Annotated in this window: 16 protein-coding genes and 3 pseudogenes; 8 read left to right on the top strand and 11 right to left on the bottom strand. The window is 60.8% G+C overall.

What is annotated here, in order from left to right; translation table 11 throughout:
• Nucleotides 1-184 precede the first annotated feature (184 nt).
• Entirely contained in the window at nt 185-2974 is a 2790-nt protein-coding gene (gene benC, locus C2L64_RS45060; protein ID WP_103153865.1) for a benzoate 1,2-dioxygenase electron transfer component BenC, read from the top strand.
• A gap of 26 nt (nt 2975-3000) precedes the next feature.
• On the opposite strand, the gene C2L64_RS45055 is transcribed toward benC, so the two are convergent.
• Nucleotides 3001-3933, bottom strand: a complete 933-nt coding sequence (locus C2L64_RS45055; RefSeq protein ID WP_103153864.1) for a helix-turn-helix domain-containing protein — start codon at nt 3931-3933, stop codon at nt 3001-3003.
• Nucleotides 3934-4056: 123 nt separating this feature from the next.
• Here C2L64_RS45055 and C2L64_RS45050 point away from each other — a divergent pair, with 123 nt between their 5' ends.
• Both C2L64_RS45050 and C2L64_RS45045 read left to right on the top strand, forming a co-directional pair.
• A complete protein-coding gene (locus tag C2L64_RS45050; protein ID WP_103153863.1) occupies nt 4057-4905 on the top strand; it encodes an SDR family NAD(P)-dependent oxidoreductase in 849 nt (282 codons plus the stop codon).
• A 34-nt stretch (nt 4906-4939) separates the two neighbouring features.
• A pseudogene (locus C2L64_RS45045) lies at nt 4940-6089 on the top strand (FAD-dependent oxidoreductase); the annotation flags it as partial.
• 402 nt (nt 6090-6491) lie between these two features.
• Here the strand turns inward: C2L64_RS45045 and C2L64_RS45040 are convergent.
• Nucleotides 6492-6707 carry a hypothetical protein gene (locus C2L64_RS45040; RefSeq protein ID WP_079487041.1) on the bottom strand — a complete coding sequence of 72 codons (216 nt, stop codon included), beginning with the start codon at nt 6705-6707 and terminating at the stop codon, nt 6492-6494.
• A gap of 232 nt (nt 6708-6939) precedes the next feature.
• On the opposite strand from C2L64_RS45040, the gene istA reads away from it, so the two are divergent.
• From istA to C2L64_RS45015, 5 genes and pseudogenes are all read left to right on the top strand, one after another.
• Nucleotides 6940-8448 (top strand): IS21 family transposase, encoded by a 1509-nt coding sequence (istA, locus tag C2L64_RS45035; RefSeq protein ID WP_079489558.1) that lies wholly within the window; start codon nt 6940-6942, stop codon nt 8446-8448.
• Entirely contained in the window at nt 8429-9214 is a 786-nt protein-coding gene (gene istB, locus C2L64_RS45030) for an IS21-like element helper ATPase IstB (protein WP_079487042.1), read from the top strand. Before istA ends, istB begins: the two co-directional genes overlap by 20 nt.
• Nucleotides 9214-9432, top strand: coding sequence for a hypothetical protein (locus C2L64_RS45025; protein ID WP_079487043.1), 219 nt, complete (start codon nt 9214-9216; stop codon nt 9430-9432). The genes istB and C2L64_RS45025 overlap by 1 nt, the downstream gene beginning before the upstream one ends.
• Nucleotides 9433-9540: 108 nt before the next feature.
• Nucleotides 9541-10125 (top strand): annotated as a pseudogene (locus C2L64_RS45020) (FAD-binding protein); the annotation flags it as partial.
• The gene (locus C2L64_RS45015) at nt 10122-10469 is read left to right on the top strand and encodes an NIPSNAP family protein (protein WP_103153862.1); all 348 of its coding nucleotides are present in this window, start codon (nt 10122-10124) and stop codon (nt 10467-10469) included. The pseudogene C2L64_RS45020 and the gene C2L64_RS45015, both read left to right, overlap by 4 nt.
• Before the next feature lie 331 nt (nt 10470-10800).
• On the opposite strand, the pseudogene C2L64_RS45010 reads toward C2L64_RS45015, so the two are convergent.
• The 9 genes and pseudogenes from C2L64_RS45010 to C2L64_RS44970 form a co-directional block, all read right to left on the bottom strand.
• Nucleotides 10801-11097: pseudogene (locus C2L64_RS45010) on the bottom strand (transposase); the annotation flags it as partial.
• 34 nt (nt 11098-11131) lie between these two features.
• Complete coding sequence (locus tag C2L64_RS45005; protein WP_103153861.1) at nt 11132-12157, bottom strand: IS30 family transposase; 1026 nt, start codon at nt 12155-12157, stop codon at nt 11132-11134.
• A gap of 946 nt (nt 12158-13103) precedes the next feature.
• Nucleotides 13104-14314, bottom strand: a protein-coding gene (locus C2L64_RS45000) for an IS3 family transposase (protein WP_103153860.1) whose coding sequence is annotated in 2 segments (ribosomal slippage) — nt 13104-13996 and nt 13996-14314 — 1212 coding nt in all. Because the reading frame shifts where the segments join, the coding sequence is not laid out codon by codon here.
• Between the two features lie 121 nt (nt 14315-14435).
• Nucleotides 14436-14969, bottom strand: a complete 534-nt coding sequence (locus tag C2L64_RS44995; RefSeq protein ID WP_158660576.1) for a hypothetical protein — start codon at nt 14967-14969, stop codon at nt 14436-14438.
• A 388-nt stretch (nt 14970-15357) separates the two neighbouring features.
• Complete coding sequence (locus C2L64_RS44990; RefSeq protein ID WP_103153858.1) at nt 15358-22224, bottom strand: S8 family serine peptidase; 6867 nt, start codon at nt 22222-22224, stop codon at nt 15358-15360.
• A 72-nt stretch (nt 22225-22296) separates the two neighbouring features.
• Nucleotides 22297-22869, bottom strand: coding sequence for a PASTA domain-containing protein (locus C2L64_RS44985; protein WP_103153857.1), 573 nt, complete (start codon nt 22867-22869; stop codon nt 22297-22299).
• A gap of 28 nt (nt 22870-22897) precedes the next feature.
• Nucleotides 22898-23485, bottom strand: a complete 588-nt coding sequence (locus C2L64_RS44980) for a hypothetical protein (protein WP_103153856.1) — start codon at nt 23483-23485, stop codon at nt 22898-22900.
• A 60-nt stretch (nt 23486-23545) separates the two neighbouring features.
• On the bottom strand, nt 23546-24166 hold the full coding sequence (locus C2L64_RS44975) for a hypothetical protein (RefSeq protein ID WP_103153855.1): 621 nt from the start codon (nt 24164-24166) through the stop codon (nt 23546-23548).
• Nucleotides 24156-25415, bottom strand: a complete 1260-nt coding sequence (locus tag C2L64_RS44970; protein WP_103153854.1) for a hypothetical protein — start codon at nt 25413-25415, stop codon at nt 24156-24158. The genes C2L64_RS44975 and C2L64_RS44970 overlap by 11 nt, the downstream gene beginning before the upstream one ends.
• Between the last annotated feature and the right edge of the window lie 593 nt (nt 25416-26008).

Here is a 26008-nt window from a genome sequence, read left to right as displayed (position 1 = left end):
GATGCACGTTTTGTCCGGGTGAACGTCGTCTCTGTCCGTTGAGGGGAACGCGGCTCAGGCTCTAAATTGGCGGCATTAAACCCACCGGGCGCTTGCGAGAAACAAGGTTACCTCGCACGCCGCCCCGCCCGAGCAAACCGCCAGCGCAGCGGAATGGTCGGGCGGCTCTAGAGGAGACACCGCCATGGCCCATCAGATAACCCTCCGTTTTGAGGACGGAGTGACCCGCTTCATCGAGTGCAAGGAGGGCGAGCGTGTCACCGATGCCGCCATTCGCGCCAAGATCAATATTCCACTCGATTGCCGTGATGGTGTGTGTGGCACCTGCAAGGCGGTCTGCGAGTCCGGCGAATACGTTCTGGGCGACTGCGTGGAAGATGCGCTCAGCCCGGAAGAGGCGAGCGCCCGCAAGGTTCTCACCTGCCAGATGAGCCCACGTTCCGACTGCGTGATCAAGCTCGCCACGAATTCCGATGTCTCGGGGACCGGCCCGTCCTCCCACCAAGGACGGATCGTCGCCTGCCAACGAGCCTCGGACACCACGATCGCCTTCTCGGTCGAGTTGGAGAACCGCGCGGATCTCAGCTTCCTTGCGGGGCAGTATGTCAACATCCGGGTGCCCGGAACCGATCAGACCCGCTCCTACTCCTTCAGCTCGGGGCCGTCCGCGCCGCGTTTGTCCTTCCTTGTGCGCAATGTGCGTCAAGGGGTGATGTCGAGCTGGCTGTGCGAATCCGCCAAAGTAGGAGACCAAATCGAGTTTCGTGGCCCGCTGGGAAGCTTCTACCTGCGCCCCATCGAGCGGCCGGTGCTGTTTCTGGCGGGTGGCACGGGCCTCGCTCCGTTCCTGTCGATGCTGGACAAGATCGTCGCGGACGGCGGCAGTCCGTATCCGATCCACATGATCTTTGGTGTGAACAGCGACGAAGATCTGGTTGGCATCGACCGGCTCGAAACCTATGCGCAGCGCCTGCCGAACTTCACCTATGCCTGCACCGTCTCCAGCCCCGACAGTGCCCACCCCAACAAAGGCTATGTGACCCACCACATCAGCGCCTCCCAGCTCAACAATGGGGATGCGGATGTGTACCTTTGCGGCCCGCCGCCGATGGTCGATGCGGTGCGCAATTTTCTCTCGTCCGAAGGGCTGACGCCGCGCAACTTCTATTACGAGAAGTTCGCCGGCACCGGCCTGGTCGTTCAGACAGGCGAGGAGCGCATGGCTCCTGTCGATGTGGATGAAGCCTTCGATTTGCGCATGGCCCTCGAACTCGGGGCGGCTCAGCTGACCATGGGCCGGCTGTCGAGCGAGCAATTGATCATGTTCCGCCGGCTCGCCGAGGCGACGGCGCCGTTTGTGTCCGGACGGCGCTTTACCGACGTTGCGCGCTACATCGAGGCAAACCATGCCTTCCACCTGTTCACCATTGAAGCTTCCGGTAACGCCCAACTGATCGCGCTTTACCGGCAACTGGCCGTGCAGGACTACATCGCCCGCGCGCTGACCGACCAGATCGAGATCGTCGGCGATATCGTCCAACAGCACCGGGACATTGTCGCCGCCTTCGAACTGGGCGACCTGAACGCGGCACGGGACGTGATTGCACTGCATGCACTGCATTCCAAGGCCACGATGAGCCGCGCGCTGGAGCGAATGACGCTGGGCAAGACGGCACCCGTGGTTGCAGCGCCACCCGCTCCCCCGTCTCCCGTGCCGCGGAGCGCGCCGCAGATTTGCCCATTCACGGCCAAGACCCTTCCGCCCTATTCACACGAACTGGACTGGCCCGAGGAGCTGGAGCCGTTCAAGGTGGTCGATGACGGCTCGCAAGGCGACCCTTACGAGCACTACCGCTGGATGCGCGAGCATGCGCCGGTGCTGCGTTGCCAGTCGGCGACGTCGGACGTGTGGTTCCTGTCGCGCTATGACGATGTCTACCAGGCGATTCGCAATCCCAAGCTGTTTTCCTCCGAGGTCGTCAGCCCGCCACCGCTGACGTTCCTGACGCTGTTCGATGCGCCCGACCATTCGCGCTTGCGCAAGGTCGTCCAGCCGTCCTTCCTGCCGCTGGCGCTCGATCCCTTTATCGAGCAGATCGGGCAGAGGGCGGAGGACCTGCTCGACGCGATGATTGCCAAAGGCGGCGGCGATGTCGTCGACGATTTCGCTATCCCGCTCAGCATCTCGACGATCTCCACGATGATCGACGTGCCGAACGAGGATGAAGAGAAGATGAAGTTCTGGTCGGACGAGACCTTCAGCTACTTCGGGCGCCTCGCCCGCAATGCGCCGGGGACCGGCACCGACGAGCAGAGCGCGCAGGCTTTCTTCGCTTACCTGAAGGAAGCGATGGAGCGGCTCGCTCGCACCGACAGCCAGTCGATCGGCGGGCATATCGCGCGCATGTGGAAGGACGGATTGCTTTCGGAAAAGGAAGCGAAGGAGTTGTGCGCCTTCGTCTTCATCGCCGGGCACGACACGACGACTATCCTCGTCGCCAACGCTTTTCGCATGTTCGCCGAACAGCGGGATCTGCTGGGACGGATTCGCGAAAACCCGGCCGACGCTGACCGTTTCGTCGAGGAGGTGGCGCGCTATCGTGGGACCGTCCAGCGCGTGAGCCGCATCACCACCGAGGCGACCACGGTCGCGGGCGTCCATCTGCCCAAGGGCGCGGTGGTGCGCTTGCTGCTGTCGGCTGCGAACCGCGACAGCCGCAAGTTTACCGACGGCGAGAGGTTCGACATCGACCGCGATTCCAACGGTCATTTGGGCTTTGGTAACGGCATGCACAAATGCCTTGGTGCGCCCCTCGCCAAGCTGGAGACGCTGATCGCGACGAAGGCTCTGGCCCGCAAGGTTGGCGATATCGCACTCGATCCGGCACGGCCGATCGAGTATGTGCGGGGCAACAACCTGACCAACTCCGGGCCGGAACACCTGTTCGTCAAGTTCCGTGGGTTATCGGCCTAAAGCGGATGACGGGGGGCGCGGTCGAGTCAACCCGCGCTCCCCTTTTCGGGCGGCAAGGATCGATCGTGGGCCGCGGAGCGGTATTCGGTTGGCCGCAGTCCCGTCTGCTTGCGGAAGAAACGACCGAAATAGGCCTCGTCCTGAAAGCCCAGTTCACTGGCGATCTGCTTCACGCTGAGCGTCGAATAGCCGAGCAGCCGCTTGGCCTCATGGATCGAGCGCGCATCGATTGCCTCGATTGCCGACACCCCGAAGGTGGCGCGGCAGATGCGCGAGAGCTGGCCGGTGCTCACGCCCATCTCGTCGGCATAGCTGGCGACCGGGCGCCGCTCACGGCAATGGCGGTCGAGCAACGCGCGGAACCGCTCGATCCGTCCGGCCATGGTGCGCTGTTCGGAACTGGCCGAAAGCCGGGCGCTCTCGCTGAGGCGCCCGATCTTGACGAACAAGGTGATCGCCAGTGCCGCGCCTGCGGTGAACTGCCAGCGCTCGCGGCTCTCGGCCTCGTGGCCGATCGCCTCGAACAGGGTGTTTAGAGGTGTGCCGCGCTCGACGTCGGGATCGATCGACAGCACCGTCGGCGTGCGGATGAATTCCAGCAGCTCGGGCGCGGCCGTCATCGCCAGCGATTCCAGCGTGGACTGCGCGGCGGTGATGACGTGACCGTCGATGTCGCTGCGGAAGTGAAAGCCGTGAACCGAGCGCGCTGGCACGACGATCAGGCATGGCGCTTCGACTGCCCAGCTCTTGCCGTCGATGAAGGTCTCGCCGCCCCCGGCGGTGACGTAGAGCACCTGGATCAGTGCGTCATGGATGTGCGGCCTGATGTCGAAGTCGAAACGGCCGGCACGCAGGGGAATGCGTTCGTAATGGACCATGTCGACCCAGGATTGGTCGGCTTCCGCGCCATAGAGCGCGAAATGCAGAACGGTCCGGCGGCGCTGTTGGTCATTGGCCATGCTGCACGTTATGTCCTGCTCTATGTGATCTCTGTCCATTGTTCCACAGGCGCTTGGGGCGTTCAATGGCGATACGGATTTCAGCAAGCAAAATCGCATGGAAATTTCAGGAAGGACAACTACATGAGACAGGAACTTGAAAATCGCGCCGCTGCGTCGACCCCCTACGCGCTGAACCTGGACGGAAAGGTCTGCGTGGTCACGGGTGCAGGCAGTGGTATTGGTGCCGGCATCGCGCGCGCGTTCGCCAGTGTCGGAGCACATGTGGCGCTGGTGGACCGGAATCTTGGCGGCGCTGAAGCTGTCGCCGCCGAACTCCGGCACGCCGGTGCAGTGGCGCAGGCGATCGGCTGCGACGTGTCGGACGAGGCCTCGGTTGCCGAGGCAGCCGGCGCGGTTCGTGCAGCGCTCGGCCCGGCTAGCGTGCTCGTCAACAATGCGGGGCTGCTGCGGGCCGGACCTCTCGACACGGTGTCGATCGCGGACTGGAACCAGGCCATCGCCGTGAACCTGACCGGCTATCTGCTGTGTGCTCGAGCTTTCGGAGCCGACATGCTGGCCGCAGGGAAAGGCAGCATCGTTCACGTTGCCTCGATTGCGGCACTCAATCCGCAGACCAATAGCGGTTCGTATAGCCCAAGCAAGGCGGGCGTGCTGCTGCTGTCGCGTCAGTTGGCGGCGGAATGGGGCCCTCGCGGGGTGCGCAGCAACTGCGTGCTGCCCGGCATGATCCGCACCGCGCTGTCCGCGAAGTTCTACGAGGAGCCCGGCTTCGAGGCTCGCCGCGCCGCCGCCACCGCGAGCCGCCGCATCGGCGAGCCGGAGGACCTCGCCGGCCCCGCCCTGTTCCTCGCCTCCGAGCTAGCTGCCTACGTCAATGGCGCGGAGGTGCTCGTCGACGGCGGGCTCGATTGCATGCTGATGGACATGGTCCCGCGCCCCGGCTTCAACGCCACCCCGGCGGCCGCGTGAGCACCATCACACCATAACGACGAGGAGAGTGGATATGGCCAAGAAGATCACTTGCGATCTGGTCGTGGTCGGATCGGGTGCCGCGGGCCTCGCTACCGCGATCACCGCAAAAAAGCGCGGCCTCGATGTAATCGTGCTCGAAAAGGAGCCCGTGTTCGGTGGTACCACCGCGCTGTCGGGCGGGGTCTTGTGGATTCCGCTGAGCAAATATGGCCGCCAGCAGAACCCAGCTGACAGCGTCGAGCGCGTGCGCGAGTACATGATGAGCGAGACGGGCAACAACTACGATGCCGCCGCGGTCGAATGCTTTATCGAGAACGGGCCGAGAATGGTTGAGTTCTTTGAGCAAGAGACCGAGATGAAGTTCGTGCCCACGCTCTATCCCGGACTATCACCCGGATGCGCCCGGCGGCGTCGACGTCGGCCGCTCGATCCTCGCCGCACCCTTCGACATCCGCGGGCTGGGCAAGGACATGCGCCGTCTCAAGCCGCCGCTCGAGACGATCACCTTTATGGGAATGATGTTCAATTCCTCGAACGCGGACCTCAAGCACTTCTTCCGCGCGACCAAGTCGATTGTTTCGTTTTTCTACGTAGCCCGGCGTCTGGCTACGCACCTCAAGGAGCTGGCGCTTTACCGGCGGGGGATCAACGTAAGGAGCGGCAACGCGCTAGCCGCGAGGCTCGCGAAGTCGGCGCTGGCGCTCAAGATTCCGATCCTCACTTCGACGCCCGTGAAGGAACTGCTGAGCGAGGACGGCAAGGTGGCCGGCGTGCGCGCGAGCGCTGCGGACGGCGATCTTCGGATTACCGCGCGGCACGGCGTCGTGCTGGCTTGCGGCGGCTTCCCGCACGATCTCAAGCGCATCGCGCAGGTCTATCCGCATGTGAAGCGTGGGGGTGAGCATGTCTCGCCTACTCCCGTCGGCAATACGGGCGACGGGCTGAGCATGGCGGAGAAGATGGGTGGTGCCGTGGCGCTCGGCTTCGCCGATGCGTCGGCCTGGATGCCGGTATCGAAGGTGCCCTTCGGCAAGGGCCGCACAGGCGTATTCCCGCATCTGCTCGACCGCTACAAGCCCGGCGTGATCGGCGTGCTGCGGAACGGTCGGCGCTTCACCAACGAATCGAACTCCTACCACGATGTTGGCGCGGCGCTGATGCGAGCCTGTGAGGGTTGTCGATGGCGGTCAGTTTCCGCGCTTTTCGGGCGGCATCGTATATCGGCGTCGCGGCAAGGGGCGAACAATTCAGCTAGCGGAAGCAGTAAATGCGCTGTGAGTGATATGACGACGACGCGGGTCGCGGCGTAGAGAGCCCGTAGGGCGACTGGAGATGCGACCCGCATCGCGTCGCGGCAGCGACATGGTAGAAAGGCGTTTGCCAAGGAAGAACAACAGGCGCGACGCCGGCCTCAACTGCCAGGTCCAGTCCGGCACCGCGCCTCCACAGGGTTTCCATGTGGCAGGCCTTTTGGCCGGCCGGAGAGCCGTGTGAGCTGCCAGTATCGCATTGCTCGCGCGGCCCGTCGACTTCACTGGACCCGTCTCTTTGGCGTTCCAGGGGAACCGCCAATGCAGCCGCCTTCAGGTCGCTTGTACCTGTGCGCCCGTTGTCGGGCGCAGGTCTTCGTCTGCCGCCAGTGTGACCGTGGCAATCGATACTGCGGCGACTGCGCCGCCCATGCTCGCCGCGACAGCGTGCGCGAAGCCGGGCAACGCTATCAGCGTTCCCGCCGCGGACGCTTTGCACATGCCGCACGCGCCCGGCGCTATCGGGTCCGGCGGCAATTCGTGACGCATCACGGTTCACCTGACTCCCCCGCCGATGGTGTACTGCAACCGGACCGCGACGACGCCGTTGCACTCGCCAACGCCGCCGTTCGCCCGGCGGCGCCGCCTCAGTTGAACTGTCGTTTCTGCGGCACCTTGCTCTCACCGCTGGTACGAACCGGCTTTGTGCGTCGTCGTGGTCTCCATCATGTTCGCCCCGAAGGCGTTGCCTTCGACCGTCGTTCTGATCGCGGAGGCCCCGATGACGATTCCGGTTGAGCTTGAGACGCAGATCTTGCGTCTCTACCACGTCGAGAAGTGGCCCTGCGGCACCATCGCGAAGCAGTTGCACGTGCACCGTGAGACGGTGCGGCGTGTGCTCGCCAGCGCCGGACTACCTCGATACGGCCCGACGCCGAAGCCCTCGATGATTGAGCCGTACCTGCCGTTCATCCGGCAGACGCTGGAGAAGTATCCGACGCTCACGGGAAGCCGTCTCTACGTGATGGTGCGTGAGCGCGGCTACAAGGGGGCGCGGGATCACTTCCGGCACATGCTCGCGTTGCATCGCCCACGCAAGCCCGCCGAGGCCTTCCTGCGGCTGCGCACCTTGCCAGGCGAGCAGGCTCAAGTTGACTGGGGCCACTTCGGATATGTCGAGATCGGTCGCGCGCGTCGGCCATTGATGGCCTTCGTGATGGTGCTCTCGTACTCGCGCGACATCTACCTGCGCTTCTTCCTCGATGCGCGGATGGAGAACTTCTTACGCGGGCACATCGGTGCGTTCAACACGTGGTGTGGACTGCCGAGAGTTCTGCTCTACGACAACCTGAAGTCGGCGGTGCTTGAACGGGTCGGCGACGCGATCCGCTTCCATCCAACGCTGCTCGCGTTCGCCGGCCATTACCGCTTTGAACCACGCCCCGTTGCCGTCGCGCGCGGCAACGAGAAGGGACGCGTGGAACGCGCAATACGGCATGTTCGCGAAGCCTTCTTCGCCGCGCGCAAATTCACTGACCTCGACGACCTGAACGCGCAGGCCGAGCAATGGTGCCGCACGCAGGCAGCCGATCGCCCGTGCCCTGAGGACCGCGCGATGACCGTACGTGAGGCGTTCGCTCAGGAGCAGTCGTTGTTACTCCCGCTACCTGCCAATCCGTTTCCGGTCGAAGAGCAAGTGGCCGTGAAGGTCGGCAAGACTCCCTACGTGCGCTTCGATCTGAATGACTACACGGTACCCCACACGCACGTGCGTCGCACGCTGAGCGTTCGTGCTGACCTCAATCAGGTTCGCGTGTTCGACGGCGCCGAGATGATCGCCAGCCATCGGCGCAGCTACGACCGAGCTGAACAGATTGAAGACCCACAACACCTGAAGACGCTCGTCGAGTTCAAGCGTGAAGCGCGTCAACACCGTGGCATTAACAGCCTGACTCGCGCCGTGCCTTCCTGCCAGCTCTTGCTGATGCGCGCGGCTGAGCGCGGCGCGAATATCGGCGGGCTCACGACCTCGCTGCTGCGCCTGCTCGATCGCTACGGCGCTGTCGAACTGCAGGCGGCCGTCGAGGACGCGCTGCGCGCGGGATCGGCCCATACGAACACCGTGCGGGCGGCGCTCGAACGTCGTCGCGCGGTGCGAGGGGCACCACCGCCCGTCGTCATCAATCTGCCGGAGCATGTGCGACGAAAGGATGCGCCTGTGCAGCCGCACCGGCTCGATACCTACGATCAACTCGCAAGGGAGGAAGGCGATGACGTCGACCACGATTAACAATGAAGTCCTGCGTCTGCGCGCGAAGGCGCTGCGCCTGAACGGTCTCGTCGAACACTGGAGCGAAATCGACGGCGCCACATGGCTCGCGCCGCTGCTGCAGTGGGAAGAAGACGAGCGCGCGCACCGCTCGTTGCAGCGACGCATCCGGGCGGCGAAGCTGGGCAAGTTCAAGGCGATGGCCGACTTCGACTGGAGCTGGCCCGCGAGAATCGACCGCGCGGCGGTGGAAGACCTGATGTCGCTAACATTCCTCGCCGACGCAACCAACGTCGTGTTCGTCGGCCCGAACGGCGTGGGGAAGTCGACGCTTGCGCAGAATATGGCGCACCACGCACTCATCCAGGGCCACACGGTGCTGTTCAAGTCAGCTAGCGAGATGCTCGGCGAGCTCGCCGCGCTCGACAGCGATTCGGCGCTACGTCGGCGTCTGCACCACTACGCGACGCCGGACATCCTGGTGATCGATGAGGTCGGCTACCTCTCGTACTCGAACCGCCATGCCGACTTGCTGTTCGAACTCGTCAGCCGCCGGTATGAGGCACATTCGACCATCATAACGACCAACAAGCCGTTTAAAGAATGGTCGGACGTGTTCCCGAACGCGGCCTGCGTGGTGTCGCTGGTCGACCGCCTCGTGCATCGCGCCGAAGTGATCTCAATCGAGGGCGAATCGTATCGACTCAAGGAAGCGCGCGAGCGCAACGAAGCCCGGGCCAGGCAGCGCAAAACCCGCAAGCCCCCCACGAAGACGGAGACCGCGTGATGAGCCGCCCCTTGTTGCCATCGGGCCGCTGTCGCGGATTGCCGTTCACCATTCCCGACGACTGGACGGCTGAGCAGGCACTCGCCGTGTTCGAACTGCTCGAGGATCTGCTCGCCGTCGTGACCGACTTCTATGGCGCTCAGCTTAACGAACTGCTGCGTGAGCAGCGCTCCTCAGAGGTGCACGCGCGTACTCACGAACGCGACCCGCCGTTCTGACGTAAATACAGTGCATCAAAACGAAGGGGCCTGCGAGGCCCCCTCGTGCTCGAGCAAATCACTCTGACTTGCGCCGCCCAAAAAGCGCGGTTTTACAGCGCCGTCAACAAGGGTGAACGGGAGACCGCGATGTGGCTGATCTGCGATAAGGTGGCGCTCGGCAAGTATGGACTCGGCTATGCCAAGCCCACGCCGATGCCGGTGGGCCCGTTGCTACGCAAAGGCTACCTCGTCAAGGGCGAGACGCTCGGCGAACTGGCGCGTAATTGCGGGATTGTTCCTGATGCGCTCGAGACGACGGTCTCTGCCTACAATCTCGACGCCGTGCGCGGAGAAGACCCGGCGTTCCAGCGCGGACGCACGTCGTTCAACCGTTATCTCGCCGATCCGGACAACCAGCCCAATCCTTGCGTTGCGCCGATCGCGACCGGCCCCTTCTATGCGGTGAAGGTAGTGATGGGCGATCTGGGCACGTTCGACGGCCTCAGGACCAGCGTCACCGGCGAGGTGCTTCGCGCCGACGGTAGCCAGATCGTGGGCCTTTACGCGGTCGGCAATGACCGGCGCAGCGTGATGGGCGGCAACTATCCGGGCGCCGGCATCACTCATGGGCCCAACATGACTTTCGGCTATGTCACCGGTAACGTCATCGCCACCAAAGCCATGGCCCGCAAGGAGAAGGTGGACGCATGAATACCCAACCAATGTTTCTGGCAAAGCCCCTTGTGGATTTCCGGGTCTACACCATCGCGCTGCGCAAGATGCCCGAGTTTCTCGAAGTGTTCGACAGGCTCGGCATGCCGATCCTGCGCGAGACGCTTGGACATCCGCTCGGCTTCTGGACGAGTCTGGTCGGGCCGCAGAACCAGTTCACCCACCTGTGGGGGTATGATGATCTGGCAGACTACGAACGACGGTGCCTTGCACGCGATACGCATCCGGATTTCCCGGCCTATCTCACGGCATCGGGCCATCTGATCATGGCACAGGAGACACAGCTCATTCGTGCCGCCGCGCTGGCTAGTGTCGCAGAGTAAGCCGATGCTCGAGGTTTTTGCTGTTAGTCGAAGCCGAGCATCGGATCGCGCCGGTCTTTGATAGCCCTAGAATTCGAACAATAGCGCGTCGGATGCGGTGAGCAGGCGAACAAGCATTGCGGGTCCGTCGGCGAGGGGGCGGCGAGCAATTGTTGACGATCTGGGCAGCACAGTCAACCGTCTCTTCTTGGCCCAGAGCGTGTCAAAACGCGTAGCCACTGTGAATTGACGAAACCTGGCTCGGCGCAGGTCGCGGCTTTTCGATTGCGGCAACCCGAACGTCAAATCACAGCCGAACACATCGCAAAGACTCAACAACCCTGAACGGGCCTCACGCCCTCATCGCCTTCATAACCGCTTCTGAACCGAGTAGCTTGATCACCCGCTTCATGTTGTACGCCAGCACGTGCAAGCTCATCTCCGTGCTCACCCGCCCGATGGTCCGTGTCAGGAAATGAGTGGCGCCCATCCATGCCTTGATCGTGCCGAACGGGTGCTCGACAGTCTGTCGCCGGATACGCATCATCTCAGGCGCTTGATCAAGCCGCGCCTGCATTTCATCAAGAACAGCTTCGTGCTCCCAGCGCGCCACCCGTCGGTGAGGGCCCGGCGTGCAGTCCCCTTTTAGCGGGGCGGTTTCAAGAGTGAAGCGCAACAGGGGGCTAATGAATGGAAGCTGAGGTTATCGAAGCGGTTGCGAGCATACGTTCGAAGACCTCGAATGGTGAATGAAATGCATGGGTAGCGCGAGGTCGGCTGTTGAGGCTGTCGGCGATGCCATCGAGTTCGTCCTGACTGTAGATCGAGAGGTCAGTGCCCTTCGGCAGATACTGCCGCAGCAGCCCGTTGGTGTTCTCGCAGGTACCGCGTTGCCATGGACTGTGCGGATCGCAGAAGTACACGCGCACGCCGGTGGCGGCGCTGAGCTCCTGATGCCGGGTCATTTCCTTACCCTGGTCGTAGGTAAAGCTCTTGCGCAGTGGTGCGGCGATCGAATTCAGTTTGGCAGTGAAGCCCGCCAGTGCCGAGGCGGCGGTGGCGTCTTCCATCTTCGCCAGCAGCACCAGGCGACTGGTGCGCTCAACCAGCACGCCGACGGAAGACTGGTTGCCGGCGCCCTTTATGAAGTCGCCTTCCCAGTGACCTGGCATCACCCGGTCGTCGACCTCAGGCGGGCGCACATGGATGCTCACCATGTCGGGGATCTGGCCGCGCCGGTCAGTGCCCCGCTTGCGTGACATACGCGTGCTGTGGCCGTGGCGCAGACAGGCGATAAGCTGGCGGCGCAGCTCACCGCGTGGCTGCGCATAGATGGCAGTGTAGATGGTCTCGTGCGAGACGTGCTGGGTCGGATCGTTGGGCCACATTCGTTTGAGGGTACCTGAGATCTGCTGGGGCGACCACTTCCATTCCAGCAGGGTGAGTACGACGCGCCACGACACGCTTTGAGGGTGCAGCTTGGGACATGGGCGCGCAGCCTCGCGTCGGCTCGTGCTGAGCGACTGCGCCGGCGCAGACGCATAGCCCACGGCAGAACACGTGTTTCTGGTCAGCTCGCGGCTCACGGTTGATGCCGGGCGCCCGAGTATTCGGGCCATGGCCCGAACACTCGAACCCTGCTGCTTCATGCTTGCAATGGTTATGCGTTCTTCAGGCTGAAGCTGTTGATACGTTCTTCTTTTTTGCATGTGCGCACCTTACACGAGGAAGGTGTTGCACTTCAGATTTGATCGCGCCCCTTCTAATTGCCAGACGTGGTCAGTCAAATGCCGGCATGTGGGTCGATATAGTCTCGGCGGCAACGGGCATCCTGGCATTCACACTGAATTTGACTCGTTGCTCAGCAGTCCATCATTGACGATGAATGAGGCATACGACGCTACATCGCCATCGGACCTTCGGATTCGGTGCTTATTTTGATTGGGTTGTGCCGCTACAAAGGGGCGATACTGCATGGTCGCTTCACTTGGGAGCGGTCATTGCGAAAAGGCCGCGCCCGAGAGAGCGTGAATGGCCGGTATGGCCGATGAAGCAACGTTCAACCTGGCCGGGCGAACGACCGTTGACTGGGGCGGAGCCGACGTCTGGACGTCGGAGCAAGGGGACAGGCGAATGACGCTTCCTGGCCGATAGTTGCCAATTCATATGCAATCGGCGCGAACGTTGCGCGAATGGCAGCGCACGACCCGTTGCTGCCTCTCAGAGCTTCTCGGCATCAACGGCCGCTTCGAGGTGTCCAGCCGACGTCCGGACGATTGACGTTCGTCGCCTGCCGTATCACCGGAGCCAACGACATAACTCATCCGATGCATCCAGTTCGATGAAAAGTTCGCGAAGCGCAACCCTTGGCGCCATCGTTCTTAGCTGTCGATTTCTCTAAGCACGGCCCACCAGCAGGCCCGAATCTCGTTGCAGGGCGGTGCTGTGAAGTCCATACATGGAACGAGCTTCTTATGTGAGAACTACGTTTTCCTGTAATATCGGACTTCAAAGAGAGCGCCGGTATCACACTTGATTTCTGTATGCAATGCAAAACTCACTGAACCGACATGGCTGGCTATGACTACCCAACCTGAATAGCTTCCCGGCGGGGCTGCAATTGCTGGATTTGCCCCTGCGTCTCCGGACACCACCTCACACTTGAGTTGATGAATCGGTCCTGCGCCTGAATTCGCGTGGCGAGCGGTACTTCAGGGCGCTATGAGGGTGCTGCTCGTTGTAATGCTCGAACGCGACGGCGAGATTGCGCGCTGCGGTTGCTGCATCTGGTTTTGGCATGAAGGCAACATAGTCGCGCTTCATCGTCTTCACGAAGCTTTCCGCCATGCCGTTACTTTGTGGGCTGCACACAGGTGTGGTCAATGGCTTCAGTCCAATGTCAGACGCAAACGTCCTTGTTTTCTCTGCCGTGTAACCCGAGCCGTTGTCGGTCAGCCATTCAATTTCCGACGGCGCCTTCAGAGCGTCACCGAACCGGTTCTCAACGGCGGCGAGCATGACATCGCGCACTACGTCGCCACTATGGCCGCCGGTCGTCGCCGCCCAGCTCATCGCTTCGCGGTCGCAGCAATCCAGAGCGAACGTGACGCGCAGCGGTTCGCCGTTGTCGCAACGAAACTCGAAGCCATCAGAACACCAGCGCTGATTGCTCTTCGCCACCGCAACCTTGCCGTCGTGTCGACGCTGAGGGCGCGGCGGTGCCGTGCGGCGTTCTATCAGCAGACCGTGGACGCGCATCACCCGGTACACCCGTTTGGCATTGACGGGCGCCGCGCCATGCTTCTCCCGCTGCCGACGCAACAGGCCCCACACACGGCGGTAGCCATAGCTGGGCAAATCAGCAACGGCCAGTCGAATCTCTTCCACCAGACCGGCGTCGTTAGTGCTCCGGGCCGTACGTCCATCCCGCCAGTCAGCCGGCCGCGCCAGCTTGTCCGCCACATTCGAGCGCGCTACACCGAGAACCTCACAGACCCGCTTCACTGGTCGTCCCCTGGCAATGAGGGTGAGCGCGCAATCCATTTTCGCGACTTCGCTACCTCCACCGCTTCACGAAGAATCTCGTTCTCCATCGTCTTCTTGCCGAGCAGTCGCTGAAGCTCCCTGATTTGCTTGAGTGCGTCATTTAGTTCCGACGCCGGCACGACTTCCTCGCCAGAACTCACAGCCGACAGGCTGCCGTCCTGATACAGCTTGCGCCAGTGAAACAGTTGATTCGGATTGACGCCGTGCTGGCGTGCAACCATTGAGACCGACTTGCCCGGCTCGAAACTCTCCCGCACCATTGTCAGCTTCTCTTCCGCTGACCACCGCCGCCGGCGCTCCGGCCCCGTCAACACTTCCATCACTTCTTGCTCGTTGTTAGTCAAAAACACAGTCGTATGCCTACCCGCTATTTTAAGAGGGAGACTGTGTCCGGCGATTCAGGGGGCCGCTCCACTCAGCCCCGGTGACGAAATAAGCGTGTTAGATCGCGAAGTTCGGGCGCAACAGCATTGTGTCTGGAAGAACTTGCCCAGCCTCATCACACAGTCGCCGTGCGAAGCGGGTCCCCCGGCGTCGGTTCGGTGATCCTGGCTCGATTAGATGAATGTATCGCCCGGGCTCAGCGCGGGGGTAACCCTCGAATCGAAAGCCCAACGACGCCAAGCGATCCTGGGCATGCGTACCGTCGCTTGCAACGACTCCAATCGCGCTCCAACCCTCGCCCCGCGCCGTCCGAATAAATATGTCACCGCGACGCGGCTCCAATGTCGAGAGCAACTGACTTGGGCGCGCGATGACCAGAATACAATCGCCCGGAAATAACTGTCGCGCGGTCGCAGCAAGGCGCGGATTAATATTGGCCTTGAAGATCGACGTTCCTGACGGGATTGCGGTTTTGTGGGCGCTCATGCCGACGGTTCCGCCGTCACCAAAAATCGCCCTGAAAATGCATTGCCACAAACGCGCCGCTGTGCCGTCGCCCGCGTCTCCGATCTCATCAACTTCTGCAACCATCTGTTCCGCTGCGTCGTTTGCCTCGCCGGCCGAATCTGCCAGAGGCTCATACAACGATGCCCCGCTGCCTACCACTAGCGGAGGATCTCTTGACATATCCCGCGTCGAGGGAGGCGAAGGTGCAGCAACAGGCGCTGCAGGAGCCGGGGCTGGCGGTGTGCCCCCTAGTGGAACGGTAAAAGCTAGCGGGGAACCGTATCCGCCAATTGGAAACGCGATGCCCGGTCCGAAGCCACCGCCTAGAGGAATCTGAAACTGGAAAGGCAAAGGTGCGGCTGCCCATCTTCGGCCTGAGCCGCGCTCGCGGAAGGCCTCCGCTATCTCATGGGGGGCAACCCCACCGTGAAACGTGCTGTCGTTCATGCTTCACCTCTTTGATGCGCTGGCCTCAGACGATTTCGAAGTGCATGAAATCTTTTGATGTGTGGTAGGCACCTCCCCAGCGTAGCCCTGATGCGATAAGGGCATCGATCAATGGCACATACAGATTGCAGAATCCGCTACGGGCATAGCCCTCAAGTCGGTTCCGCGTGTTACGGTCATTCAGCGCAGCTAATATCTCCGGTTTTGTTTGTGCAGCAACCCAGTTTGCTGTAAACCCCTGTTGAAACGCGCGGCTGGCGCGTTGCAATACGGTCGGGTTAGCTTCCTGCCTGATATCAGCACCCACGACCGCCCCGATGACCACGTAATCGGATGCCTGCGTGATACGAGGATTTTGGACTGGATTCAGATCAAAAGCTCGCCCCAAAGCATGATTACTCAGACGGTTGGTCGTACCACGAATCGCACGAGGCACAAGACATCCAAAATCGGTAATAGGCGGATCGACAGTTTGTCCCTGCATTGCCAATTCCGCGCGCCGCAAGGGCTCAACGAGATCCCTGTGTCCGTCTTGCCGGCGTCCGAAGAAGGAGAGAGAAACGATGTTTGCGTCGAGGTAAGCTGCGGCATCGCCTATGCCGGCCGATGCATACACCGGCGCAAGTTCACCATAACGCGAAAACGTACCAAACCATCCGTGAACGCGCGGGTGCGCATTCCACTGCTGCCGGGCAACTTCAGGACTAGGCGGTGCAACCGCTTGCGGCTGTGAAGGAACTGGTGTCGGTCCAGAAGGTGGGCGAGACGGTTGGGTTTTCCCTCCGGCAGCAACGCTCGCAAAGGCTTGAAGAATCGACAACACGCGATCCCGGTAAGTGCCGGCAGCGTAAGCGCTGCTTCCACTGATGCGATGGCCCATGAAATAGATCGAGCCTTGTCGACCTGCACCTCTGCTTCCAGACGATGTGACCTGTGGCACGTCCGTCAGAACTGATATGTCGCGACTCATCAATCGATAATTCAGGCTGCCCGATCCTGCATGAAACGCGACAGCTCGGGCAAGTACTTCGCGCGAAAGAAAGATTTGATTCCAGTCATCGTCGGAACTGGACGTCGCTGCTTCATCGGTAGAGAACGCTGACCACGCCTTGGCTTTGTCGACGAGGATAGGATCCGTCCCGCCGTACGTTCTCACCATGTTTACGATGGGCGTGTAATGGACGCGGCCGGTAGTCTGAATAACGCCGCGCCCCCGGAATTTGTAGAAATCGGTTTGGCGAATGAACTCCGTATCCGCCGCCTTCTCATCGGTGCCCTGTTTGTCCTGCGGATAATATTCAGCCTTCCATGCACCATCGAACTCATCACCACGACGCGCCAGCGTCGACGCTCCTCCGCGTTGGCCGTGCGCCCTGATAAACACCTCGTCGTTGAAGAGAGAGCCTGCCGTGCGATTGCCTTTCAAACGGTTATAACTAGCCTTCCACTGGCTCGGCGGGTGAAGAAGGATGCGGTCATAGAAGTAGGCCAGACCTGGATGACGGCCGTGCGCATCAGTGAACCCTTGCTGTTTCGGACCGCTAGTTTCGACCCGGCTCGTGAAGTCACCGTCAGTTTCGTTCAAAACGATACACAGCAGGGAGGCAAACTCCAGTGCGGTAATTCGCGGCTGGTCATATGCCAGCGAGATGCAATCCCAGAACCCGTTAAACCGGTTCAATGCGTCAGGTGATGCAGGCATTCGCATAGCGCTTCCGCCAGCCCTGACGAACGGCGGACGGCCACCGAGATTTGCATTGAACCAGGCCGCAACACTTGACGCGCCGGTAGCTGCAAAGAATGCGTTGATTTCCGCTGCATTGCCGAAGGTAATCGCTGACAAGCGGTCCACGTCCGCCTGCGTCAAAGCCGGAGCCGTGGGCTGAGGCTCCGGCCCGGGCTTCGGCGGGGTAGGCACATCGGGCTTGTGACCTGCGGGCGGCAGATCGGCACCCGCGTCGCGAAGCAGTTGCCAACCGAACCGACGGGGGATGTCGCCGTGCGCGACATGCGTCGCTTCAACGCGAAAACGCGCGGCACGCGGGTCGTTACTCCCCAAGATTCCTTGAATCGCTTTTTGGACCGACAGGCTTTGCGCTGCCGTTCCGGTTCCGGGGATGTAAAGAACCCGCAACGAAGATCCAGCGTCTTGACTTTGCAGGCGGTTGGTGACCCAGCGCACCATAGGCGCAGCATTCGAGTACAGTGCATCAAAAATCTCTACTTCGTCTGGATTGATGTCTGCAAGTACACGCAACAGCGCGGCGCCACCTCCCGAATGTGCGGTAAGAATCAGGCGACGCTTCGTGACGTTCGCCGCTCCGATGCGGGCCGCGAATCGAGCAAGAGCGAAATCTATAAGCCGACTCAGTCCGCCGGGCGCTACAAGCGCCGGAAAGTCGTATCCACTACCGGTCTTGCCACCGTAGAAGTTACCCCTGGGAAGAATACATAAGGTTGGCTCTTGTCGACCGATTTCGCCTGCAGCCTCAGGGTTCGCAAAGTCGAGTCCGCTACGTGGCTCCTTGTCAGCATCAAGACGCATGGCCGCCCCGTGTCCGGAAAATCCGTGGAAATGCACGACGACATCAACGGTCGTGGGCAAGTCGGCCATGGCGTTCCAGCGGAGAATCAGATCGGGAGCGGTGCCTCGATGATTCTGAAGTAACGGAACCGTTGCTATTACTTCACGACCCGCAGCCACCTTCGCAGCTGCAGGTGGCTGAGGCGTCGGTGCCGGAGGGACGGGGACGGGCACAGGAACCGGCACGGGAGTTGGAAGTATGCCAAGTCGGTCGAGTTCACCCCAGGTGCGCGCGCCAACGACGCCGTCCCATTCCTTTGGCCGTTCCGGAAACGCAAGATGCTGGAACGATACGACTGCGTTTTGAGTGCGTGTGCCGAAAACACCATCCTCGACGAGCGGACATTCGGCGAGGCCAGCGGATCCGGTTACTGTCAGCCGAACGTGCAGCAAATTCAGTCGACGCTGCAGGTCCGCGACAGCCGCTCCTCGCGCTCCGCGTCGTAGCACCGTGCGATCACCTTCTTCGCCTAACGACAGCTGATAATCAGTTTGGTCCTGGACGCTTTCCGGCATCCCTCCTGCGGCGCGCATACGACGCGGACCGCCCGGTACGGGTTGCGAGCTTCCGGGCAAAACCGGATCTCGCGACAAAGGTTCAAGATGTGTCCAGGTCTCTGGCCCGATGATACCGTCCCACTTCGACGGATCATTGAACAACTGCTGCTGGAAGGCCGTTACCGCCGCCTCCGTCTTGGCGTCGTACTTACCATCAAGAGCCAGCGGGCATCCAGAAAGTCCGGGTAAGCCAAGCGCAACCAGGTCCGAGTGCACGCGGTTCAGAGCCTTTTGCGCCAACTTCACGCGATCGCCGACGCTCCCCTTTTTCAGAGCCACGGTGCTGCCGCCCTTCGGCGCTCCGTCATCCACCTCTTGCGCTTCTGAATCTTGTCCAGTTTTGAGCACCATGCGCGCGAGCATAGTGTCAGGTAAAACTCTTCCCGAGATGTCCGCAAGGCGGCGAGCAAGTTTGTCATTTGCCGTGCGATATTTCAGTATTGGCTCGACCACGTGCACGTAAAACCCCGGCTGCACCACCGGAGAGTCTTCACCCTGCAGGCCGGCCAGCGCCAGGTCCTCACCCCGGAAGAATCCTTCGGTGGCAACGACCGCGACGTTCCCCCAGCCCTCGGCACGCGCAACGCGAAACAGCAAATCGCCTTGCATCGGAACCAGGTGACCTACCGGCTCGTTAGGTACTGCCACTATTCGCAAATCGACAATGCTGCGTTCATTTAATGACCTCTGCCAGGCCGACCAGAGTGCGGGACGCGGTTGCCTCGACATACTGTTGAAGCACGCAGTCGCCGTGGGCGTCACTGCGTTTGGTCTGGCTGATGACGGGCCTTCGCTGAGAAGGTCGATGCCAAGCTTTCGGAACAGAAGTTCAAGCGCTTGTGACGACGATGGCATCCCCGCCGCAGTGTCCGTCCCGGCAAGTGATCGGGCCTGGCTAACCAACATATCGCCTATTTGAGCTTGCGAGAACTGTGGGCTCTCTGTCAGCACGCTTTGGCTATCTGACGAACCTTCAACACCGTGAGATGAAGACGCCGTGCTGTCGGCGTTTTCCGTTTCCAGGACACCGCGTGACCGGTCTTCCGGCGCGTAAAGCGCTTCTGCCTCTGTCACGCTGTTTTCAGCAATCACCGTTGCGGCATCATCCAGCCGAGATTCAAGTTCTTGCGCGACGTCGGGACTTTCCATAAGTTCGTGGATTGCGTCCATGTCCGACAGAACATCAGATTGCGATGCCTGAAGCCATCCTGGCAAACTTGGGTCTCCGACGCCTTGCGATGTACCGGGGCTACCCGGGGACGCCACGCCGGAAGGGACTGGAACGTCCGCAGTCCCGCCTACCAGAGGCAGGCTCAGCGCAAGCGCACTGAACGGACCACCGACAGGCATTGCCAGTGCGGGCGCTCCGCCGCCGAGTGGTAGCTGAACCTGCAGTGGCAGTCCCGTCGAGGACAATGGATTCTGGGATTGTGGGGGTATCCAGGCGTTGGGTCTCAGGTCGTTCCCCGTGCTGGTCGATGATCCCTGCTTTTGCCAGTTCAACCCTTCCGCATTGTCGGTTTCGCTGGCGTGCTCCATTTCGGCGACGTCGTACGCCTCGAAATCGGACTCGAGCGTTGCGGAAAATTCCAGCTCACTGTCGACGCTTTGCGTTGCATCGGACTGCGTCTCGATGCCCTCGGCTCCGACAGTGTCGATTAAGTTTGGTGAGTTCATAACGCCTTCCCGCATAGACTCGACTGTGCTGTCGGGCACCGCGATCGCGGTCGCGATATCTTCGTTCGAAGCTTTCGTGATAGCCGCGCCCTTGCTGTCCACAGAACTCGTGAGTTTCGCCGATTGACGCACCGCCTCAATGGCGGCGACTGTGTTCAGATACCCGCATCCGAGGCGCATCTTGTCAAGCCAAGGGGCGTCGGGTGGTCCCGCGTCGGAAGAGCTGAGAAGCAGAGCGCGAGTCTCTTCTATTGGAAGCGGTCGCCGCGAGGCAGCGAACATCAGGGCGACAGTGCCCGTTGCGTGCGGCGCGGCCATACTCGTGCCGGACATCGATGTCAGCAAAGGCACAACGCCATTCGCATCGCGCTGACGTGATCTCGCAGCCAGTATGCGTACTCCGGGAGCCACAAGGTCCGGCTTCCAGCGCCCGTCTCGAGATGGTCCACAACTTGAGAATCGGGCAAGAGGACGATCGACATCATGCGCATCGTAGGCACCCACTGCCAGCGTGTGAAAGCCGTTGCAAATGGTACCCAGCGTCGTACTCTTGTCGACATCGTCCGGGTGGAACCGACTACGATGGGCCGCTGACGCGTTCGTTCGCTCTATCCATGCGTGAAAACGCCCGTCCGACACCGCTCGCCCCGACAGCGTGATCTCCCAGTCTCCAGCGGGCGCTACCGGGTCGAGAAACACGCTTACTTCGTTATCGCCATTGTTTGGGTCGCCAATACGGTGGTAAAGCCTTCCTATTTCGCGCCCATCAGGCAAAACGATTCGGACTGGCTCATTGACCTTCGCAAACACTTGGGCGCCACCGTGGGGCCCGCCAATGGCGACGTCAAAGCGATCCGCGCCTGAGTACCACAGGTCAACCTCCGTAGAAACGGTCGCCCCTTCCATTATCCTGAAGCCCAATGTTTCAGACCTTCCGGGACGAACGATACCTGCAGAGTGTGCTGCGCGATCGAAGTAATTCCCGGCGCTCTGACAGATCGCTCGTCCAGGCGCTGTGAGCAGGAAAGCATCAATGCCTTGCTCGGTCAAAGTTTTGCCGTCGTGCTGCCCAGCCTGTCGACCGATACTGGCATTAATGACGAATGGTCGACTGGTCGCCTCACGTTTGGGCGGTTTCAGGTCGGAAAGGCGAAGTTCGGCGAGGACAGGCGCGTCGGCTGATTCCACTAAGCTTGCATCGGTGACCGGCGGGATGGTTGCATCCCAGCTCTCAGCGACCCGAACGTCCCAAGGCCGATTTCCGCGAGCGAGCCGGATGCCTTTAGCCCGCTCTTCCCGCTCAATCTGGTCCGCCGCTTGTGCCGTCGCAGAGATGAAATCAAGAGCCTCCAGAAACGCCACGGAGTTGCCAAGCAGTGTTGGACCCTCAGAGCTCGTAGTAGAGAGTTCTACGAAAACGATCCGCGCATCCGGAGCCAGCCCGAGTGGCCCACCCGATCGACCATTCCCGCAAGATATTCCGACCGTATGCGTACCGTGGCAACCATGGCCCGAGTCGGACTTCGCGGGACTGTAGCCCAAAGCCAGGTATGGATTGAGCTCACGCAGCGCGCTGTTAATTTCAGTCGCTTCGTAAATGCGACCGTACCCATAGCGGTTCACATGCCTGAAATCCGTCGGGCTGCTTTGGTCCCACAGCGCGAGTATGCGCGTCGATCCGTCAGGGAACCGGAAATCAGGATGCGTGAAATCAAGACCCCAGTCGATATGAGCGACAATGATGCCTTCTCCGCTGGGGATCTGATCGCCATCGGGACGGCGCTGATCTCCAGGCCCCGCCTGAGGCTGCACATCAAAGTCGTCGTAAAGCTCCTCGAACTGCGCATCTATGGCCGGACCATAGATGCGCGCCGCTTTCATACTGGCTACCGATGGATGCATCCTGACCGACGGAATGGCCCCTCGGCGCAACCGGCAGGTGGCAATCGCACCGAACCGGGAAACAATCGTCACCCCATCCGGAGCGCCCCGAGTATCGTCCAGACGAAGTATCACGGATACGACATCATCTGGCGAACCCTCAGCAAGCAGTTCAAACAGTGCAGCTTCCAAGGCGCGCCCCCTTCAAGTCGACAATTACCGACCGCCCCCGGATAACCGGAGCGTCGCGACACCTTTGTAAAGTCAGGCACTCTCCCCAGGATCCTCTCTATATTCGATAGCTAGACGAACCGCTTCCACGATGCTACGGGTCTGCTCATCAATCTTTGCATCGAACCGGGTCTCAATATCGGCCACAGCCGCGTTCAACTTCTTGGTCAAGTCCGCATCAACATCATCTACGGGCACTTCCATTGGCGGCGGTTCGTCACCAATGGTGATTGTCACTTCTGAGCCTGGGGGGACAATCATGTCTCGATGCGGAACCTGTTTCACTACCGTGTTGGCCAAGCTGGGGTCAGCTACTGCATGCGCCTGAATGACCGTCAATCCGAGCTTCTTCAACTTTGCGACTGCCTCGTCGGCAGTTGCCCCGTAAACGTTGGGAACGCTGACGTCTTCGACAGTCGCAGCCACTTCAATAACAGGAGCAGCGATGAGTTTCTTCTTTTGTTGCTGCGCGATAATCAACGGGACAGCAAGCCCCAAAACGCCGGGAACGATCGCGGCACATGCTATACCTCGGAGTTTGTCATCCCCGCTGATACCCTTATGGTTCAGGATGGCAGCAGCCGCTACCGCTTGGATTCCGTACATACCAGCCTCCGTGCGCTACGTTCTGTTATCACTTGAAGACTCCGCTCGCTGCAGCAATGGCGATGAGCGCGATGGTGCCGCTCCCGCCGAGGAAGCCTTGAGACTGGCCGCCGCTGGCAGGCGTACCGCCCCATGAATCAACCGGTAAGAGGTGAACAAGGGAAGCGACTTTTGCGAAGCTCGTGCCTGGAGGCGCGACAAGCGGCAGCAATGCGGATAGTTCACGGGTCGTCTGCAATTCCCGGCGCAAAGTATCAGTGTCCTTTCTCCTGTCCGCCATTTCCCTGCGAAAGGTCGCTGCCTGCTTACCCTGCTCGGCAATAACATCACGGACACGACCATCCACCAACTTGATCGCATTTCCATTCAACGTTATCTGCTGGCTAACGCGTGCCAAGGCGCCTTGCAGTTGCGCTTGCGTCACGTAGTTTGTAGTCCCCGAGGGCCGGGGCCTATACGCACTCTGCCTTGGGGCAGTACGCACGGGACCGGGGCGGCGTCGTGCCTCGCTCCATTCGTTTTCAGACGACTCTGAATAGGCGGCTTCACTGGAGTCGCCGGACCATTCGACGCTCTCGGCATCAGAGATGTCGCTGTACTCGTAATTTTCGCTCATGGCTGCTTCCCTTTTCTCGATCGTTGACCAAAATCTGGTGATTGAAGAACGGAGCGTGACTCATATTTCCTCATGTTCGTTTCTGGTAGTCGTCGATGTGGTCCCCCGACGGTCGTTGGAAGGTGTTGTCGAGGCGTACGTCCTTTTCGGCCTCTGCGCGCGGCGCATGGCTGGCATGACGTACAGGCGATATGCGGCCGGCTCAGGCATGCGAGATCCTGGCACACCACGTCCGCCACATTCTTCACAAAGTGAATCAGTCCCAAAGCATAGAAAACAGGCGCCGACAGCTGCAGCAAGTGCATCATTTCGCTCGCGCAGGATCTCCAGTTCGGCGTATATCTGCTTCGCTGTGTCGCTTAGTTCCCGCATGCGGCGAGCACACTCACTCCTTGTGACAACCGGTTCCTTGGGGCCAGATTCAACGTTCTGAGCCTCGTCGTTTTGCACATTCTCAACAGTGTCCGTACTACGTTGCGTGAGGAGCTGCATTAGCATGCCAAGTTTCGGATCTTCTGCAGCGGCACCGCCGAACTGCGACATAAGTAATGACATCGGGTCCGCCGTCCCGCCTGTGAACGCCTGAAGGAGCGCAGCGGTATCCAGTTCGGGCCCCGGGTTCACACTACCGCCGCTGTCAGACGCTGGTCGGCTGCTTGAGGCTTCTTCGTTATCGGACATCAAACACCTCCCACTCGGGCGATTCACTGTATGTCTCGCTCTCGCCTACTGACTCTCTCTCGTAGGCATCGACGTCGGCGAGGTCAAGTGCGTCGTAGTAGGCTTCGTCCATCGCTTGCGTGTACGCCTCTGCCTGTTGCGTGAATCCAAGCTCAGCTTCCGCGAACTCCGTTTCACGACTGGGCATTGCGGCAATGTATTCAAGAAACCGTTCTGCCTGCGCTTCATTAAGCAGATCCCAAACCCTCGATGCCCGGTCGCGTGCATATGCCGGGTCCCCAACGAATTCACCGTTCATATCCATCATGTAGGCGAGTTCGCTTTCGGAGTCCCCCGACCATTCGGCGGCTTCCGTCACAATCTGATCAGCAAGTTGTGAAAACAGGCTCGCGAGCGCCGCAGTAGGTATTGGCGTTTGCGCGGACCCTACAGGAATTGAAGACCTACCGATCGGCCCCAAGCCTAGCGCGCCAAGCGCCATCCCCATTTCTGGACGTCGGGCAAGACTCATGAATTGATCAATTGCTTTTGTCCCACCGAAGAGATTAGTGAGTGCGCCGGCCGGGCCACCCGCCCCACCGCCCAGAAATCCACCCAAGGCATTGCCCGAACCTCCTTGCATACCTCTTCCCAACCCGCCGCCCAACGCTTGCATCGCTTGCCCGCCAAGCATGCCGCCAATACCACCGCCCAAGCCGCCCGTCGCGGCATTCATGATCCCGCCGAGAGCATTGACCGCTGCGCCACTCATCCCGCCCCTCCCTCCTCCTGCCAGGCCACCGATCACTGGCTCGACCATTGAGCCAAATCGGCCGAGTGGACTAAGCTGACTAGCCGCTCCCGTGACACCGGAAAGTACGCCCCCAATCTTTTGCGCTGTTCCACCGCCGTATTTACTAAGACCCGCTCCCGCGCCGCCCATTGCAGCGCCTGCCAGAATTCCGGCAGGACCATACTGCGCGCCTGCCAGAGCGCCTTTGAGCGCACCACCTCCAATGGTTGCCGCTACTGGCGCAGCTTTGACGACGGCATTACCCACATCCTTTGCTGCAGAGGTGAACGCCTTACCAATATCCCCAAAACCAAACTCCATATATTGGTCATAGGCCTCTGCCGAGCCCGGACCGAAATTGGCTTCCATGATTTTGCGAATCTGGCCGCTCGGTAAAATCGCATACTGCGGCGCCAAAACCTGTCTGAGGCTTTGGTACTGGGAGAAATCGTTGCCATCGTAGAGGTTCGCGGCCATTGGAATGTGTCTCCTGCGACGAATTAACTATCTGCCTGCAACCGACCGATGGGAGTTCACGCAGAGCGTGGGCCCAACAGGCAGGCCGCACAATCGTTCTGCGCGCCTGCTATCTTTTCTTCCTGTAAAGCGTCTCACCGGCACTTTTCACTTCTTCAAGGAAACCGTCCGATACAAGTCTGTCGAGTGCAATCTTAAGGCTCCGCTTATGGTCGTCCCACCCGCGCTGTGGCGCTCCATTACTTCGAAGCCACCACTCTGCTATTCCGTCCAGTGTGTCCATCGCATGTTCGTGGCCGACCATGTAGCTACAGATCGCATCCATCAACGCGCGCTCTTGGCTCTTGTTCACCGCCTACACACCAAGTCTGGTCTCACACATGTTCAATCTCCGATTTCTGAAGCTCTGCGGTTATGAGTCCATGGACGCAGGTGTTATGCCAGAACCGCTCCCCATAATCCGCTGGTCAGACGGCCTTTGTGGCGCCTCGGGTGCCGCACGAGCACGAACAGGCGGGGGAAGTTTCCCCCACCTATCTGGTCGGGCCAGCGCGCGGCAGTCACTTGCGAGCCTTGGCTGTTTTGGCTCTCCA

The organism is Paraburkholderia hospita, assembly GCF_002902965.1.
Lineage (GTDB): Bacteria > Pseudomonadota > Gammaproteobacteria > Burkholderiales > Burkholderiaceae > Paraburkholderia > Paraburkholderia hospita.
The sequence above is the reverse complement of the archived record's forward strand: the minus strand, read 5'-3'. Positions and strand labels throughout refer to the sequence as shown.

Coding starts and splice junctions, on each gene's coding strand:
- C2L64_RS44995 (WP_158660576.1), bottom strand. CDS start 14,969: ATGGTTGCAGAAGTTGATGAGATCGGAGACGCGGGCGACGGCACAGCG.
- istB (WP_079487042.1), top strand. CDS start 8,429: ATGACGTCGACCACGATTAACAATGAAGTCCTGCGTCTGCGCGCGAAG.
- C2L64_RS45040 (WP_079487041.1), bottom strand. CDS start 6,707: ATGCGTCACGAATTGCCGCCGGACCCGATAGCGCCGGGCGCGTGCGGC.
- C2L64_RS45005 (WP_103153861.1), bottom strand. CDS start 12,157: ATGCAAAAAAGAAGAACGTATCAACAGCTTCAGCCTGAAGAACGCATA.
- C2L64_RS44980 (WP_103153856.1), bottom strand. CDS start 23,485: ATGAGCGAAAATTACGAGTACAGCGACATCTCTGATGCCGAGAGCGTC.
- C2L64_RS44970 (WP_103153854.1), bottom strand. CDS start 25,415: ATGGCCGCGAACCTCTACGATGGCAACGATTTCTCCCAGTACCAAAGC.
- C2L64_RS44985 (WP_103153857.1), bottom strand. CDS start 22,869: ATGTACGGAATCCAAGCGGTAGCGGCTGCTGCCATCCTGAACCATAAG.
- istA (WP_079489558.1), top strand. CDS start 6,940: ATGACGATTCCGGTTGAGCTTGAGACGCAGATCTTGCGTCTCTACCAC.
- C2L64_RS45015 (WP_103153862.1), top strand. CDS start 10,122: ATGAATACCCAACCAATGTTTCTGGCAAAGCCCCTTGTGGATTTCCGG.
- C2L64_RS45025 (WP_079487043.1), top strand. CDS start 9,214: ATGAGCCGCCCCTTGTTGCCATCGGGCCGCTGTCGCGGATTGCCGTTC.
- benC (WP_103153865.1), top strand. CDS start 185: ATGGCCCATCAGATAACCCTCCGTTTTGAGGACGGAGTGACCCGCTTC.
- C2L64_RS45055 (WP_103153864.1), bottom strand. CDS start 3,933: ATGGCCAATGACCAACAGCGCCGCCGGACCGTTCTGCATTTCGCGCTC.
- C2L64_RS45050 (WP_103153863.1), top strand. CDS start 4,057: ATGAGACAGGAACTTGAAAATCGCGCCGCTGCGTCGACCCCCTACGCG.
- C2L64_RS44975 (WP_103153855.1), bottom strand. CDS start 24,166: ATGTCCGATAACGAAGAAGCCTCAAGCAGCCGACCAGCGTCTGACAGC.